The following is a 15,357-nucleotide window of genomic DNA, read 5'->3' as shown; positions in this document are numbered from 1 at the left end:
GAGCCTAGATGGTTGATCGGCGAGGTGGCGCACCGGCTCCGCGCACCTCAATGCCCGTCCTGTCCGGCCGATGACCATGAACATGGAGCGCGCCGCGCCAGGGCTTGAGCGTGCCCGCCGCTGCCGCTGGGCAGACGTCGGTCGCTCGGCCCATCCGCAAGCTGCAGTCGCGGGCCGTGAGGCCGCGCGTGCCGCGCTGGCCGGCCACGACGATGCGCGCTTCCTGCTCGTCTTCGCCTCCGGCGCCTACGACCTGCCGGCCCTGGCTGCCGCAGTCGCCGAGGTCGCGGGCGACATCCCCGTCGCCGGCTGCTCCTCGGCCGGCGAGATCGACCGCTCCGGCGCAGGAACCGAGAGCGTCGTCGTCCTCGCGCTCGGCGGCGAGGGCTTCAGCTTCTCGACGGCCGCGGTCTCGGCCTCGGCCGACCCGCGAGACGCCAGCGCGCGCGCTGCCGCCTGCATCGGCGACGTCGCCGACCGCGAGCATCGCGTCCTGCTGCTGCTCACCGACGGCACGTCGGCCCGTCAGCCGCAGATCGTCCGCGGCGCCTATTCGGTCGCCGGCGCGGGCGTCCCGCTTGTCGGCGGCATGGGCGGCCTGCCGCACCATGGCGAGCCGCCGTCGCTGATCTTCGGCGGCGAGATCCTGCGCGACGCCGTCATCGGCGTCGCGATCGGCTCCGACGCACCGCTGGGCGTCGGCGTCCGCCACGGCTGGCGTCCCGTCGGCGAGCCGATGCTCGTCACCAGCGCCGCGCCCGGTCGCGTGCTGGAGCTCGACGGCCGTCCGGCGGCCGAGGTCTATCGCGAGCGGCTCGGCGGCAAGCAGCCCGTGGAGGTCACGCTCGCCCATCCGTTCGGCATGCGCCGCCGCGTCGGCGAGGCCCACGTCCGCTGGGTCGGAGACGACGACGCGCCGGACGGCTCGCTGAGCTCGTCGGTGCCCGCCGGCGCGCTGGTCTGGCTGATGGAGAGCGACGTCGACGGCGTCCAGGCGGCCACCGACGCCGCCTGCCGCGAGGCGCTGGACGGCCTCGACGGCGAATCCGCCCTCGCGCTCCTGGTCCTGGACTGCAACGCCCGCCTGCTCTTCCTCGGCGACGGCGTGACCGATGAGGTCGACCGGATCGTCGAGCACGCCGACGGCGCCGCGGTCGCCGGTCTCTACACCTACGGTGAGATCGCGCGCACACGCGGCTCGGCCGGCTTCCACCAACAGACGCTCGTCGTGCTGGCCATCGGATGAACGACGCCGCCGCCAGCTGGGCGCCTCAGCAACTCGCCGAGTTCCTCGGCGCGGTCTCGGGGTGCCACGACGAGCTCCACGCTGCGCGTGAGGGCGTCGAGCGCGCGGCCGAGAGCGTCGAGGCCGAATGCGCTGCGCTGGTCCGCGGGGACGCGGTGCTGGCCTCGGTCGGCTGGTTGCGCTTCGACGTGCCCGAGCGTCAGCTTGCGGCGGTCGCCGCGGCGCGCGAGGGCCTTCTCGACGTGCCGGGCACCGGCCCGTGTCCTGCGGTTGCCTTGCCACTGGAGGGCTCTGACGCGCTCCTGGTCATCGCCCGTGCGGGCGCGCCATTCACGCCCGAGGAGACCACGTTGCTGCGCGGCATGGTCCGCGGCTTGGCGCTGGCGATGCGCCTGCTGGAGACCATCGACGCCGAGCGTGGCCTGCGCGCGCGGGCTAATCTGGCCGCTGCTGAGAACGTGCGGTTGTTGGAGACGCTGCGCAAGCGCCAGCGGGTGTTGGAAGCGATGGCCCGGATCCAGCGCGCGATCTCCCGGCGCGAGCCGTTGGAGGGCGTCCTGGACACGATCGTCGCCGCTGCCGGCGAGCTGCTCGGCGACGATGCCCCTGCGCTTGTGCTCGTCGATCCCGACGATCCGGGTTGGCTGGTCTTCGCCGCCCAGCGCGGCTACGACGCGGTCCTGGCCGAAGACGATGGCAGCCGCCACCGCGTCGGCACGGGTGTGACGGGCCGCGCGGTCGCCGAGGCGCGGCTGATCGTCGTCGAGGACTACCCGTCGATGCCCGATGCGCGGGCGCCGTGGCTGCGCCACGGCCTGCAGGCCGCGATGGCCGCGCCGGTCCACGAGGACGGCCGCGTGATCGGCAGCCTGCTGCTCTCCTCGGTGCGGCCCGGTCGCGTCTTCTCCCGTGCCGAGCAGGACATGTTGTCGTCCTTTGCCGAGCACGCGTCGCTGGCGCTGACCGACGCACGGCGCGTCGACACGATGCTCCACCAGGCGCTGCACGACGCGCTAACCGGGCTGCCGAACCGCGCGCTCTTCACCGACCGCATCCAGCACGCGTTGGTCCAGGCCCGCCGCCGCGGGACGACGTGCGGCGTGATCTTCCTCGACCTCGATCGCTTCAAGACCGTCAACGACTCGCTCGGCCACGGTGCGGGCGACGAGTTGCTGGTCGCCGTCGCGCGCCGTCTGGCCGGGTCGCTGCGCAGCGCCGACACGGCCGCGCGCCTGGGCGGCGACGAGTTCGCGGTGTTGTTGGAGGACTTGGGTGGTGTGCCCGAGGCCGTGCTCGTGGCCGAGCGGATCACCGCTGCGCTCAGCACGCCGATCGTCATCTCGGGCCGCGAGGTCTACGTCAAGGTGTCGCTCGGCATCGCCGTCGGCGGCCACGAGGCGTCTGAGCTCCTGCGCCAGGCCGACGTTGCTATGTACCGCGCCAAGCGCGACGGCAAGGGCCGGTTTCGCGTCTTCGAGGACAGCATGCAGGCCGAGGTCGTCGAGCGGCTCGAGCTCGAGGGCGAGCTGCTGCGCGCGATCGAGCGCGATGAGGTCGAAGTGCATTACCAACCGGTTATCGCGCTGGACGGCCAGACGCTCGCCGGCTTCGAGGCGCTGGCGCGCTGGACGCACCCCACGCGCGGGCTCGTCCCGCCGCCGCAGTTCATCCCACTGGCCGAGGAGAACGGCTCGATCATCGAGCTCGGTCGCCAGATCCTGCGGACCGCGTGCCGGCAGGCCGCACAGTGGCTGCAGGAGTTCCCGACGGCCGAGCCGCGGATCATGTCCGTGAACCTCTCGGGCCGCCAGCTCGAGGACCCCAACATCGTCGCCGACGTCGCCGCGGCGCTGGCCGACAGTGGCCTGCCCGCCTCTGCGTTGGTGTTAGAGATCACCGAGACGGTGTTGATGCACGACACCGAGGCGACGATCTCGCGGTTGACCGCCTTGAAGGCGCTCGGCGTGCGGCTTGCGGTCGACGACTTCGGCACCGGCTACTCGTCGCTGCGCTACCTGCGGCGGTTCCCGATCGACATCCTTAAGATGGCCAAGCCGTTTGTTGATGGTCTTGATACCGGCGATGACGAGGGCCGTGCGCTGGCGCGGGCGATTGTGGATTTGGCGTCGTCCTTGAAGCTCGCGTGCATCGCTGAGGGCATCGAGGCCGGCGCGCAAGCCGATGTCCTGCATGACCTCGGCTGTGGCATGGGCCAGGGCTTCCACTTCGCACGGCCAATGGCCTCGGACGCGATGACGGCGCTGATCGCCGAGCCGCCTGGCGCGGGCCGGGCGTTCGCGATGCCGTCGACGCCGATTTAGGGGCGGGCGGTCGCGGTTGGGCTGTTGTCCGCGGCGTTGGTGGCGTTCAGCGCGCGGCGTGGCTCGTGGTGCGCTGCGGGGTCTGTCGTCACCGAGGAGAGCGAGCGGGGTCGGCGCCTCGGAGCGTGGCTCGTCGTCCGCGGGCGCCTCGGCGGGTGGGCCTGTTTGCGGCCGGTATGCGTCGGTCAACGGGCCCACCTCGTTGCGTTGACGCCGACATGGGACCCGTGGGCCTGTTCAGCGAGAGCACATCGCGTCAAACAGGCCCACCCCGGCGGCGGTACTCGACGACACGTAACCCGCGATATGCGCGGGTTACGTGTCGTTGACCGCGTGCCCCGAGATGCGGGGCGTCTGGACCCCAATAATTGGGGTTTAGCCGACCCGGGACGCGGCCCGCCTCGCCTGCCCGAGCGCCGCGGACGACGAGCCAACGCTTTGAGCCAAACTCCCCGCTCGCCCTCCTCGGTGACGACAGACCACGTCGCGCGCCACCGACCAGCGCCGCGAACTGAGCGCCCCGGCGCCCGCCCGTCCCTACGCCTCGTGGGCGTCGAGCATGAGGCCGAGGCGCTCGCCCGCGTCGGCCAGCGCTGCTGGCGTGCCCGCCTCTTGGATGACCTGAAGATCGAGGATCCGCGCGCTGAAGCGGTCGATGGCATTGGTGCCGACGATCGCGTGGCAGGGCACGCCGGCCTGGCGGGCGCGAGTGGCGATCTCGCCGGCGATCTTGCCCTCCAACGTCGTGGGGTCGAGCCGACCTTCGCCGACGATGACTGCGCGTGCGGCGCGCATGCGCGTGTCGAAGTCCAAGGCCTTCAGGATGAACGCTGCGCCCGGCTCGAGCTTGGCGCCGTAGCGCGCCCACAACCCGCCGGCCAGGCCGCCCGCCGCGCCGGTCATCGGCACGCCGCGCGGGTCCTTGGGCAGAAGCGCCCCCTGTTGTTGGAGGCGTCGCTCGAGCAGCTTGATGGTCTTGGCGTCGGCGCCCTTCTGTGGGCCGAAGCGGGCGGGCGCGAGCTCGAAGGGCGTGCGCACGTCAGCCAGGACGACGAGCGCCGTGCCCTGCAGGCCGCCGGCCTCCTCGATGGCGTTGATCGCGCCCGCGCCGCCGTCGGTCGTCGCGCTGCCGCCGGCGGCCACGAGGACGACGGCCGCGCCCGCGGCCGCCGCGGCGACGATCAGCTCGCCGGTGCCGCGCGACGAGGCGGCGAAGGCGTCGCGCTCGCCCTCGTCGACTCGCTGCAGCCCGGACGCCTCCGCGACCTCCACGATCGCCGTCCCGCCGTCCTCGATCAGCGCGAAGCCCGCCGCGGCGATCGGCCGCCCGAGCGGGTCGGTCGCCGGCGCGCCCGCGGTCTCGCCGCCCAGCGCGGTGAGCAACACCTCCAGCGTTCCCTCGCCGCCGTCGGCGACGGGGCAGAGGTCGGGCGGGGTCAGGCCGGCGCGCTCGAGGCCCGCGCCGATGCAGGAGGCCACGCGCGCGGCGCGTAGTGTCCCCTTGAACGAGTCGGGCGCGACGAGTACGGGAGGGTGAGGGGACGGCATGGCGGGCAAGGGCGACGCACGCATCTACGAGCTGGACGGGATCGAGGTCAAGTTGTCGAGCCCCGACAAGATCTACTTCCCCAAGGCCGGCGTGACCAAGGGGATGCTGGCCGACTTCTACGTCGGCGCCGCCGAGGCGGTGCTCAACCACCTGCGGGAGCGTCCCACGGTGCTCAAGCGCTACGCCGGCGGCATCGAGGCCGAGCCGTTCTACCAGAAGCGCGTCCCGGCCAAGCGGCCGGAGTGGCTGGAGACGGTCGTGCTGAAGTTCCCATCCGGCCGCGAGGCCGAGGAGCTCGTGCCCGTCAACGCGGCGACGCTGGTCTGGGGTGTGTCGCTGGGCAACGTCGACTGGAACCCCCACCCGGTGCGCCGCAGCGACCTCGACCACCCTGACGAGCTGCGCGTCGATCTCGACCCGATGCCCGAGACGCCGTGGGACCGCGTGCGGCGCGTGGCGCTGATCTGCGACGAGGTGCTGCGCGAGCACGGGCTGACCGGCTTTCCGAAAACCAGCGGCTCGCGTGGGATGCACATCCCGGTGCGGATTGAGCAACGGTGGGACTTCGTCACCGTCCGTCGTGCCGCGCTCGCCCTGGCCCGCGAGGTCGAGCGCCGGGCCGAGGGCATGGCGACGTCGAAGTGGTGGAAGGAGGAGCGCCCGGTCGACGCCGTCTTCGTGGACTACAACCAGAACGCCAAGGACCACACGGTCGTCAGCGCCTACTCGGTGCGGCCGGTCGCCGACGCTCGCGTCTCGACGCCGCTGCTGTGGTCCGAGGTCGCCGACGTCGAGCCGGCCGAGCTGCGCATCGACACCGTCCCGGCCCGCCTGGCGTCGGTCGGCGACCCGAGCGCCGACATCGACGCCCACGCCGGCTCCCTGGACTCGCTGCTGGCGCTCGCCGACCGCGACGAGTCGGAGGGGTTGTCCGACGCCCCCTGGCCGCCGCACTTCGCCAAGCAGCCCGGCGAGCCACCGCGCGTGCAGCCGTCGCGGGCGAAGAAGGACGCCGACTAGGCTGCGCCCATGCGCGTCTTGGTGACCGGAGCAAGTGGGTTCCTGGGTCGGGTCGCGTGTGCGCGGCTGGTCGAGGAGGGGCATGAGGTGGTGGCGCTCGTGCGGCGGCCGGGCAGTGAGCCGGATGGCACACGGGCGGTGGCGGGAGATCTGAGCGAGCCTGCGACCGTGGTGGCGGCCGTCGCAGACGCGGCGCCCGATGCCGTCCTGCATCTCGCTGCCGAGATCGCGTCGCAGCGCAACGCCGCGAAGGTCTGGACGGTCAACGTCGAGGGAACGCGCGCGCTGCTCAACGCCTGCCGCACGCTGGAGACGCCACCGCGCGTCGTCTTCACCTCGACCGTCGTGACCGGCGACGCCGGCGGCGCGCTGCTGACCGAGGACGAGCCGCTGCCGGTCGCCACGCCCTACGGCCGCTCCAAGCAGGAGGGTGAGCGGCTGCTCGCCGAGAGCGGGCTGCCCTACGTCATCGTCCGGCCCTCGCACGTCTACGGCCCGAGCGGCTGGTACGTCGACGAGCTGGTCGCGCGCCTGCGCCAACCCGGCCGCTTCTGCGTCATCGGCAAGGGCACCAACTTGTGGGATGTTGTCCATGTCGACGACGTCGCCACCGCGCTGCTGCTCGCACTCACCACGCTGCCCGCCGGCGAGACCTACCACTGCGTCGACGACACACCCATCGCTTACTACGACTTCATGGCCTTGACCGCGCGCACGCTCGGCCTGAACCCGCCGCGGCGCATTCCCGCGCCGCTCGTGCGCGTCATCGCCGGCGGCGCGGCGGTCGACGCCGTCGTCCGCTCCGCCCGCTCCAGCAACGCCAAGCTCAAGGCCACCGGCTGGACGCCGCGCCACGCGAGCGCCGAGACCGGCGTCCCAGCGGCGCTGAGCGCCGCCTGACCTACTGCTCCAATTGATCCACCGTGCAGGCCGCCGGCGGCTTGTCCTCGCGCCAGCGCTGGACCTTCGCGCCGTGGCGGATGCGGCCGTCGCTCACGTGGTCGAAGGTGATCTCGACCACGAGCTCGGGGCGCAGCCCGACCCAGGAGAGGTCGCGGCCGGCAGACCAACGCGAGGGTTCGCCCGTGCCGCGCTCGCCGGTCTCGTACGGCGCGAGCTTGGTCGGCAGCTCGCGCTTCTCCTTGGCCGAGAAGCCGGATGTGTGGCCGACCCCGCGCAGGTTGCCGTTGGGCTCATAGAGCCCCAGGATCAGCGCGCCGACGGTCCCTTCGAGCTTGCCCGGCCGCCAGCCGACCACGACCGCGTCGATCGTGCGCACGCGCTTGATCTTCACCATGCCGGTCCGCTCGCCCGGCAGGTACGGGGCGTCGGCCTCCTTGGCGACGACGCCCTCTTCCTCGAGCAACCACGACCGCGCCTCGTCAGCCGTCCACACCACCGGCGTCAGCTCGACGCCCTCCAGCCCCGCTGCCTCCAACCCGGCTCGTCGTTCGCGAAACGGCCGCTCCAGCAGCACGTCATCGTCGAGCGCCAGCAGGTCGAAGGCCACCATCCGCGCCGGCGTCTCGACCGACAGCCGCTCGATCCGCGACTTGGCCGGATGGATCCGCTGGCCGAGCGTGTCGAACGACGACGCGACGATCTCGCCGTCGAGCACATAGCGGCCGGCCGGCAGCGACGCGACGACCTCCGGGAAGTAGCGGTCCAGCGGCTTGCCGTTGCGCGAGGCGATCTCGACTGCCTCCCCATCGACGAAGACCAGCGCGCGGAAGCCGTCGAGCTTGGGCTCGTAGGCCCAGCCGTCGCCGTCAGGCAGCGTCGTGCGCGAGCGTGCGAGCTGGGGGGCGAGCGGGGGCGTGAGCGGGAGCGACATCGCCCTCAACCGTACCCGTCCGCAATTGCAGGATGACGACGGCGCCCAGCACCAGGACGCCACCCGCCAACTGGCCGGCGCCGAGCGCCTCGCCGTAGATCGCGGTCGCCAGCGCCACCGTCACGACCGGCTCGGCCGTCGAGACGATCGACGCCGTCGCGGGCCCGACCTCGCGCAGTCCGACGAAGAACGCACTGACGCCTAGGACCGTGGAGCCCAGCGCCATCGCCGCGATCCAGCCCCAGCCGGCGGCGGCGAAGTGGAGATCGAGCGAGCCGCTGCCGACACCGGCGGCCAGCGTGGAGGCCGCGGCGCCGGTGGTCACCAGCGCGGCCATCAGGAACGCGTCGACCGTGCCGACGATGCGGTCGGCGATCAAGATGTAGGCCGCGTAGATCACGGCGGCGCCGAGCGCCATCGCGACGCCGACGCCGTCCAGCGCACCGAGCGAGCCGCTCATGAGCACGAGCGCGGCGCCGACGCTGGCCAGCGCCAGCGCGCCCACACGGCGTGCCGTCACGCGCTCACGCCCCGCAGCGACCGCACCCAAGAACACCAACATCGGATAGAGGTACAACAACAGCGACGTCAGCGACGCGTCGATCCGCGTCAAGGCCCCGAAGAACAGCCCGGCCTGCGCGGCGTAACCGGCCGCGCCGAGGCCGATGCTCGCCACGATCACGCGGCGACTGGGCAGTTGCGCGCCGCCGCGGACGGCCACGATCACCCAGAACAGCGCCGCGGCCAACAGGAAGCGAATCGACAGCAGCGTGACGACGGTCGCGCCGGTCGCGTAGGCCTCCTTGGCAAAGATGGCCATGGCGCCGAAGGCGCAGGCCGACAGGACGCACAGGGCGGTCCCGCGGTGATGCGACGACAGCGACACGGGGCGGCTACCAGTTGCGGCGGTCGTCCGCGCGGCGCGTGTCGGCGCCGTAGCGAGACGAGAGCACGGCGTTGGCGCCGAAGACTCCGAAGACTGCGATCAAAGAGAACATGTCCATAAGTGTCGGACATACGTTCCCCTTCCTCTAGCCTTTGTTGCCTCTACAAGCCATAGCTTTCCCCTTGAGGTCACAACCATGACGCTGCAGCAGCTGGAGTACTTCCTCGCCGCCCTGGACGAAGGCTCGTTCAGCGCCGCGGCCGAGCGCCTGCTGCTCGCCCAGCCGTCGCTCTCCGAGCAGATCCGCCGCCTGGAGGCCGAGCTCGGCGTCGCGCTCTTCACGCGCGTCGGGCGCGGGATCCGCCCGACCGACGCCGCGCGTGCCCTGCGCCCCCACGCCGAGGCCGCGCTGGGCGCTGTTGCCGAGGGCCGCGAGGCCGTCGTCCAGCAGCGTGAGCTCCAAGGCGGCATCGCGACCTTCGGCACGTTCGGGACCGCGCGCTGGTATCCCGGCACCGAGATCGTCAGCGCCTTCCGCAAGCGCCATCCCAAGGTCCGCGTGCGGCTCGTCGGCCAGAACTCGTCCGAGGTCGCCACGGCCGTTCGAGACGGCGACCTGGAGGCCGGGCTGGTCGCCCTGCCGATCGACGACACGGGCCTGGAGGTCCGCCCGATCATGCAGGACGAGATCGTCTACGTCAGCGCTGATCCCGCGCGGCTCAAGAAGCCCGTGACGATCCGCGCGCTGGCCGGCGCGCCCCTGATCCTCACCGACACGAGCTACGGCCTGGAGGACCCGACGCGCCGCCAGCTCTTCGAGCTCGCCCAGCGCGAGGGCGTCACGATTGAGCCGCAGATCGACGTCGAGGACGTCGAGACCGCGATCGAGCTCGCCGCCCGCGGGTTCGGCGACGTCCTGATCGCGCGCGGGATCCTGCTGTCGCTCGGCCGTCGCGTTCCCAAGAAGCTCGGCTGGGTGCCGTTCGCCGAGCCGATCTACGACACGTTCGCCTTCATCAACCGCCGCGGCGCGCGGCTCTCGCCCGCCGCGCGCGAGTTCATGGCGCTGGCCGAGGAGGGCATGGTCGCGATGGCCCAAGAGCTCAAGACGACCCCACCGCGGCGCCATCGTCCTGGCGGCTGAGCCGTCCGGGTACGATGGATTCCGATGACCTCAGAGACCGCCACCGTCGCCGAGCAGGAGTACCTCGAGACCCTCTTCTGGCTCTACGAGGCCGGGCTGCCGATGACCGGCGCCAACATCGCGCGCGCCATGCAGCTCTCGCCCCCGACCGTCCACGAGATGGTTGGCCGGCTGGAGCGCGACGGCTACATCACGCGCGCCACCGACAAGGTCATCAGCTTCACCGACGAGGGCCGCGTGCACGCCGAGGCGATCGTCCGCCGCCACCGGCTGATCGAGCGCTTCCTGACCGACGTCCTCGGCATTCCGTGGGACGAGGTCCACGAGGAGGCCGAGCGCCTGGAACACGCGATGTCGCCGGTGCTCGAGGAGCGGATGCTCGCCGCGATCGGCGACGCCCGGACCTGCCCGCACGGCCACCCGATCGACGTCGGCAGCCGCATCCCGTCGGTTCCGCTCGCCGATGTCGAGGTCGGCGCCTCGGTGACGATCGTGCGCTTCGAGAACGAGGCCGAGGATCTGCTGCACTACCTCAAGGCCGCCGGGCTGGACCCGGGGCTGGACGGCACGCTGGTCGAGTCCGGCGACGACATCGTCGTCGAGACCGCCGCCGGCGAGCGGTTGACGCTGACGCGCAGCGTGGCCGAGACGGTGTCGGTCACTGCCGACCCCTCGCCGCCGCCGCGGGTTGCCTTGCCCGCCCAGCTGGTCCTGGGCGAGCAGCGCTACGGCCGCTAGCTAGGGGCGATTTCCGGGCCGCCCGCTCGCGCCTGACAGGCCCCGCGCAGCTTGACGGGCTGGCGCCCGCCGGCACTTGCCCGTGACCTGTCAGCCACGACCGTTCGGGCCGGAAATCGCGCCTAGAGCGCTGCCGCGCGCAGCCGCGCGGCGATGGCGGCCTCGGCGCGGTCGTAGAGGCTGGCGTCACCGTTGAGCTGGTGGCGCAGGCTCGCCGTCCCGCTGAGCGCGTCGATCTCGAATAGGAGCTGCTCGGCGTCGACGTCGGCGCGGAGGTGACCGGCCTTCTTGGCCGAGGTGATCGCGCGCACCATCAGCTGCTCCCATTGCTGCAGGTCGGCCTCGATGACGTCGCGGACCGGACCGGGCTCGCGGCTGTCGTACTCGGAGCGGACGGTCTCGAAGAAGCAGCCGCCGGTGAAGATCTCGCGGCGCAGGTAGGCCAGCTTGGCGGCGATGAGCGCCTCGAGGCGCGGCAGGCCGCGCTCGGCCTCCTTGGCGGGCGCAACGACGTTGCGGGCGAAGATGCCGCGCGCGGTGTCGATCGTGGCGAGTTGCAGCTCCTCCTTGGAGCCGAAGTGCGCGAAGAGCCCGCTCTTGCTCATCCCCAGCTCGCCGGCGAGGCGCCCGATCGTCAGCCCCTCGAGCCCCTCGACCGAGGCGATGTCGGCGGCCGCCTCGAGGATCTGCGCGCGGGTGCGGCGGCCCTTGGCGCGGCGGCCGTCGGTGGGGGAGGTGTCGACGCTCACGGCCAAGGAAAAATAGCACGACCGTTCGACGTGTGCTAAAAAGCACGACCGTTCGTACTTCTAGTGTCAGGAGCGCCTGATGGCAAGCACCAGCACCCGCACCGCCGCCGCCGGACCGCACGCTTCCGCCCGCTCGTCGACCGCCGTCCTGGCGATCGCCTCCGGCGCCGCGTTCCTGGCGATGCTCGACGCCACCGTCGCCAACCTCGCGGTCGCCGACCTCCACTCCGACTTCCCCGCGATCGCGATCGGCGACCTGTCGTGGGTGATCACGATCTACGCCATCACCTTCGCCGCACTGCTGGCGCCGGGCGGTCGGTTCGCCGACCTGCTCGGCCGGCGCGCGCTGCTGGCCGGCGGCGCGTTCGTGTTCACCACCATGTCGCTCGCCGCGGCCGTGGCGCCGACGTTCGGGATCCTGCTCGTCGCCCGCGGCCTCCAGGGCGCCGGTGCCGCGGCGATGATCCCCGCGTCGCTGGCGGTCATCCTGGCCGACACGCCGCCCGAGCGCCGGGCTGCGGCGATCGGCGCGTGGAGTGCCGCGGGCGCGCTTGCCGCGGCGGCCGGGCCCACGATCGGCGGTGCGCTGGTCGACGCGGCCGGCTGGCGCGCGGTCTTCCTGATCACGGTCCCGGCAGGCATCGCGCTGCTGGCGGCGACGCGGCTGCTGCCGCCGGGCGAGGTGCGGCCGGAAGGCGCGCCGCGACCGCGGACGCCCGACCTGCTTGGCACGCTGCTGCTCGCCGGGGGCGTCGGCAGCCTCGCGCTCGGCGTCAGCCGCGGTGCGGCGTGGGGCTGGGGCGACGTCCGGACGCTGGTCGCGATCGCCGGCGGCTTGGCCCCAGTGGCGATCGTGCTTGGCCGGTCCCGGTCGCATCCGGCGCCGGCCGTCGAGGTCTGGCTCTGGCGCTCGCGCACGTTCGCGCTGGCTAACCTCGCCTCGCTGATCTATGGCGCGGTGCTGTTCAGCTGGCTGCTGGTCGGCGTGCTGTTCCTAACGCAGGTCTGGGGCTACTCACCGCTGGAGACCGGCCTGGCGATGACGCCCGGCGCGGTGTCGGCGGCGCTGGTCGCGCTGGGCTGCGGCCCGCTGGTGGCACGCCACGGCCCGCGGCCGGTGGTGCTCATCGGGCTGGCGACGCTCGCCGCCGCCGGGGTCTGGGTGGTGCTGGCCGTCGAGGACACGCCGGCGTTCGTGGCGCTGTGGCTCCCGGCAGGCACGCTCGTCGGCGTGGGGATGGGGGCGATCGCGACCGGGATGTCGTCGGCGGCTGCCCTGTCGGTGGCGCCCGCGCAGTTCGCGGCCGGCGTCGGCCTCAACCAGGCGGCGCGGGCGGTCGGCGGCGCGCTCGGCGTCGCGGCGATGGCAACCATCCTGCGCGGGACCGACCCTGCTGCGGCGGCGTCGTATCTCGGCGTCTACGAGATGTGCATCGTCTTGCTCGGGGCCGCCGCGGTCGTCTCTTGGGGGCTGAAGCGATGATCAAGGACGTTGACATCCTGGCGCGTGAATGGGCCGATCCCCACGTTGCCGGCGATGAGGAACTTGCGCGGCTGCTCGGTCCGGCGGTGCCGTGGGAGCGCGTCGTGGTGCTGGGCGACAGCATCGCGGCCGGCGTGCGCGAGCCGTCGCCGGGCTACCGCGACCTGTCGTGGAGCGACCGCCTGGCCGCGGGCCTGGCGCGTGCCCGGCCGGGCGCGGTGGTGCACAACCTCGGGCGCCGCGACCTGACGGCGGCCGAGGTCCGGGAGGAGCAGCTGGACGCGGCGCTGGCGCTGGGCCCGGACCTGGCGATCGTGGCTGCGGGTGGCAACGACCTGCTGCGTCGGGAGTTCGACCCCAACTTGGTTGGAGACGAGCTGTCGGCGATCCTCGGGCCGCTGCGGGCCGCGGGCGCCGACGTCCTCACCTTCGACCTGCTCGACAACACGGGCACGGGGCTGGTTCCGGAGCGCTTCGTGGCGGTCCTCCGCGAGCGGCTGGGTCAGCTCGTGGAGGTGACGCGCGAGGTGAGCACCGCGCTCGGCGGTTGGCACGCGCCGCTGCGCGCGCACCCGGCGGCGGCCGACACGGACATCTTCGCCGCCGACGGCCTGCACCTCAACGCGCGCGGCCACGCGATCGTCGCGACGGCGTTGGCGCGCCACCTTGGGGTGGCGCGGGGTGGAGGCGATTCGGGCTAGGCGATGTCGTCCGCGGTGGTGGCTTGCGTGGCGCACCCGCGGCGCTCAGCGCGCGGTGTGGTCCTGATTCGCAGCGGGGTTCGGGGCAGCGAGGAAAGGAAGCCGTTGTGGCTCGGGGCGTCATCGGCCTCCCGCGTGAGGGTTCGCGGGACAGCGGGCGATGCGGGCGTCGACGGTGAGGTCCGTGTCGTCTGGCCCCTGCATGTGAGGGGTGAGGCGACACGGATCTTCGGTTCGGGGCCGAGCGATCGGTCCTGGTCGAGTTGACCGGCACAGCACACGTCAACTCGACCCGAACCACGGGTTCGGCTCCGAAGCGCCCGCGCCCGGGCGCCGGCGGACGACCCCGGGCGCCCCGAGGCGCCGGCTCCTGCTCACTCCCCTCGGTGCGCCCGAACCACGCTGCGAACTGCGACCACGGCGCGCGCTGAGCGCCATGGGTGCGCCACGCAAGCCACCACCCACGGACGACACACCCCAAGCCAAGCCGCGCCCACTCAGGGCGCGCCGGTCTACACCGTCGTCGCAGCCGCCCCAGACGCCGCCTTCACAGCCTCCGCCAACCGCGCCACGCCCTCATCAATCTGATCCTCGGTCACACCCGAGTACGCCAGCCGCAGCGTGTTCTCCCCACCCTCCAGCAGGAAGTCCGTGCCCTTGACGATCGCCACACCGCGGGCGTTGGCCTCCTCGAAGACGCGGTCGATCTCGGTGCCCTCGGGCAGCTCCACCCACATGAAGTAACCACCCTCCGGCGCCTGAAACCGCGCCTCGGGAAGCTCGCGCGCCAGCGCCTCGGTCAGCCGCTTGACGCGCCCCGCCAGGGCCGCCTTCACCGTCGCGATCGACTTGTCGATGTCGCCGCTGGCGCAGAACTCGTAGACGAGCGACTGGGCCACCATGTTGGGCGAGATGTAGGTGTTGGTCGCCAGCCGCTGGATCTCGGAGATCCGCTCGGCCGGGCCGACGAGGTAGCCGACGCGGATGCCCGGGCAGACCGTCTTGGAGAACGACGAGGCGTAGACGACCGACCCGGTCGTGTCCTGCGAGAGCATCGTCGGCAGCGCCTCGCCGGCGAAGCGAATGTCGACGTAGGGGTCGTCCTCGAAGATCACGAAACCGAACTCCGCGGCCAGCCGCAGCAGCGCCTCGCGCTTGGAGGCGCTGAGCGTGTAGCCGGCCGGGTTCTGGAAGTTGGGGATGACGTGGGCGAGCGTCGGGCGGACGCCTTCGTCGCGCAGCAACGTCTCCAGCGCGTCCGTGTCGATGCCATCGCGCTCCAGCTCGACCATGCGCACGTCAGCGCCGCGACCGCGCAGGTTCAGCAGCGTGCGGTCATACGTCGGCTTCTCCACGACCACCGCGTCGCCCGCCTTGACCAGCGCCTCAAACAAGAACGCGTCGGCCTGCATCGAGCCGTTGGTGACGATGACCTGTGACGTGTCGACGCCGTGCTGGTTGGCGATCCACTCGCGCAGCGGGCCGTAGCCGACGGCGGTGCCGTAGGCCGTCGTGCCGGCCGGATCGCGCTCGAAGGCACGCACGGCAGCGGCCTTGAGGCCCTCCACGTCAACGATGTCGAGCGATGGGGCGCCGCGGGCGAAGGAGATCACGTCAGGCATCGCGTCGGATGCTAGCGACCGATCGTGTGTCCGGGAGGGCGGTGATGCTGGGTAGGCAATGGCC

General features: G+C 72.4%; 13 protein-coding genes. 8 read left to right on the top strand and 5 right to left on the bottom strand.

The window, feature by feature from the left end:
• Positions 1-70 precede the first annotated feature (70 nt).
• Entirely contained in the window at positions 71-1,246 is a 1,176-nt protein-coding gene (locus VGO10_RS19850; protein ID WP_327471687.1) for an FIST signal transduction protein, read from the top strand.
• Positions 1,243-3,567, top strand: coding sequence for a putative bifunctional diguanylate cyclase/phosphodiesterase (locus VGO10_RS19845; RefSeq protein WP_327471685.1), 2,325 nt, complete (start codon positions 1,243-1,245; stop codon positions 3,565-3,567). Before VGO10_RS19850 ends, VGO10_RS19845 begins: the two co-directional genes overlap by 4 nt.
• 537 nt (positions 3,568-4,104) lie before the next feature.
• Here VGO10_RS19845 and VGO10_RS19840 read toward each other — a convergent pair.
• The gene (locus VGO10_RS19840) at positions 4,105-5,115 is read right to left on the bottom strand and encodes a glycerate kinase (RefSeq protein ID WP_327471683.1); all 1,011 of its coding nucleotides are present in this window, start codon (positions 5,113-5,115) and stop codon (positions 4,105-4,107) included.
• Here VGO10_RS19840 and VGO10_RS19835 point away from each other — a divergent pair.
• Both VGO10_RS19835 and VGO10_RS19830 read left to right on the top strand, forming a co-directional pair.
• A complete protein-coding gene (locus VGO10_RS19835; RefSeq protein ID WP_327471681.1) occupies positions 5,114-6,136 on the top strand; it encodes a DNA polymerase domain-containing protein in 1,023 nt (340 codons plus the stop codon). The genes VGO10_RS19840 and VGO10_RS19835 overlap by 2 nt on opposite strands.
• A gap of 9 nt (positions 6,137-6,145) precedes the next feature.
• Entirely contained in the window at positions 6,146-7,036 is an 891-nt protein-coding gene (locus VGO10_RS19830; protein WP_327471679.1) for an NAD(P)-dependent oxidoreductase, read from the top strand.
• Between the two features lies 1 nt (position 7,037).
• On the opposite strand, the gene VGO10_RS19825 is transcribed toward VGO10_RS19830, so the two are convergent.
• Both VGO10_RS19825 and VGO10_RS19820 read right to left on the bottom strand, forming a co-directional pair.
• Positions 7,038-7,970 carry an ATP-dependent DNA ligase gene (locus VGO10_RS19825; RefSeq protein ID WP_327471677.1) on the bottom strand — a complete coding sequence of 311 codons (933 nt, stop codon included), beginning with the start codon at positions 7,968-7,970 and terminating at the stop codon, positions 7,038-7,040.
• Positions 7,906-8,856, bottom strand: a complete 951-nt coding sequence (locus VGO10_RS19820; protein ID WP_327471675.1) for a DMT family transporter — start codon at positions 8,854-8,856, stop codon at positions 7,906-7,908. Before VGO10_RS19820 ends, VGO10_RS19825 begins: the two co-directional genes overlap by 65 nt.
• A 196-nt stretch (positions 8,857-9,052) precedes the next feature.
• On the opposite strand from VGO10_RS19820, the gene VGO10_RS19815 reads away from it, so the two are divergent.
• On the top strand, positions 9,053-10,000 hold the full coding sequence (locus VGO10_RS19815) for a LysR family transcriptional regulator (RefSeq protein WP_327471673.1): 948 nt from the start codon (positions 9,053-9,055) through the stop codon (positions 9,998-10,000).
• A gap of 24 nt (positions 10,001-10,024) precedes the next feature.
• The gene (locus VGO10_RS19810; protein WP_327471671.1) at positions 10,025-10,738 is read left to right on the top strand and encodes a metal-dependent transcriptional regulator; all 714 of its coding nucleotides are present in this window, start codon (positions 10,025-10,027) and stop codon (positions 10,736-10,738) included.
• A gap of 122 nt (positions 10,739-10,860) precedes the next feature.
• Here VGO10_RS19810 and VGO10_RS19805 read toward each other — a convergent pair whose 3' ends face one another.
• Entirely contained in the window at positions 10,861-11,487 is a 627-nt protein-coding gene (locus VGO10_RS19805; protein WP_327471669.1) for a TetR/AcrR family transcriptional regulator, read from the bottom strand.
• 79 nt (positions 11,488-11,566) lie between these two features.
• On the opposite strand from VGO10_RS19805, the gene VGO10_RS19800 reads away from it, so the two are divergent.
• Complete coding sequence (locus VGO10_RS19800; RefSeq protein WP_327471667.1) at positions 11,567-12,970, top strand: MFS transporter; 1,404 nt, start codon at positions 11,567-11,569, stop codon at positions 12,968-12,970.
• Positions 12,967-13,671: an SGNH/GDSL hydrolase family protein gene (locus VGO10_RS19795; RefSeq protein ID WP_327471665.1), complete on the top strand. Its 705-nt coding sequence runs from the start codon at positions 12,967-12,969 to the stop codon at positions 13,669-13,671. The genes VGO10_RS19800 and VGO10_RS19795 overlap by 4 nt, the downstream gene beginning before the upstream one ends.
• 512 nt (positions 13,672-14,183) lie before the next feature.
• Here VGO10_RS19795 and VGO10_RS19790 read toward each other — a convergent pair.
• The gene (locus VGO10_RS19790) at positions 14,184-15,293 is read right to left on the bottom strand and encodes a PLP-dependent aminotransferase family protein (RefSeq protein ID WP_327471663.1); all 1,110 of its coding nucleotides are present in this window, start codon (positions 15,291-15,293) and stop codon (positions 14,184-14,186) included.
• Between the last annotated feature and the right edge of the window lie 64 nt (positions 15,294-15,357).

It is taken from the genome of Baekduia sp. (assembly GCF_035996765.1).
Classification (GTDB): domain Bacteria; phylum Actinomycetota; class Thermoleophilia; order Solirubrobacterales; family Solirubrobacteraceae; genus Baekduia.
The sequence above is the reverse complement of the archived record's forward strand: the minus strand, read 5'-3'. Positions and strand labels throughout refer to the sequence as shown.

Coding starts and splice junctions, on each gene's coding strand:
- VGO10_RS19850 (WP_327471687.1), top strand. CDS start 71: ATGACCATGAACATGGAGCGCGCCGCGCCAGGGCTTGAGCGTGCCCGC.
- VGO10_RS19845 (WP_327471685.1), top strand. CDS start 1,243: ATGAACGACGCCGCCGCCAGCTGGGCGCCTCAGCAACTCGCCGAGTTC.
- VGO10_RS19835 (WP_327471681.1), top strand. CDS start 5,114: ATGGCGGGCAAGGGCGACGCACGCATCTACGAGCTGGACGGGATCGAG.
- VGO10_RS19840 (WP_327471683.1), bottom strand. CDS start 5,115: ATGCCGTCCCCTCACCCTCCCGTACTCGTCGCGCCCGACTCGTTCAAG.
- VGO10_RS19830 (WP_327471679.1), top strand. CDS start 6,146: ATGCGCGTCTTGGTGACCGGAGCAAGTGGGTTCCTGGGTCGGGTCGCG.
- VGO10_RS19825 (WP_327471677.1), bottom strand. CDS start 7,970: ATGTCGCTCCCGCTCACGCCCCCGCTCGCCCCCCAGCTCGCACGCTCG.
- VGO10_RS19815 (WP_327471673.1), top strand. CDS start 9,053: ATGACGCTGCAGCAGCTGGAGTACTTCCTCGCCGCCCTGGACGAAGGC.
- VGO10_RS19810 (WP_327471671.1), top strand. CDS start 10,025: ATGACCTCAGAGACCGCCACCGTCGCCGAGCAGGAGTACCTCGAGACC.
- VGO10_RS19800 (WP_327471667.1), top strand. CDS start 11,567: ATGGCAAGCACCAGCACCCGCACCGCCGCCGCCGGACCGCACGCTTCC.
- VGO10_RS19795 (WP_327471665.1), top strand. CDS start 12,967: ATGATCAAGGACGTTGACATCCTGGCGCGTGAATGGGCCGATCCCCAC.
- VGO10_RS19790 (WP_327471663.1), bottom strand. CDS start 15,293: ATGCCTGACGTGATCTCCTTCGCCCGCGGCGCCCCATCGCTCGACATC.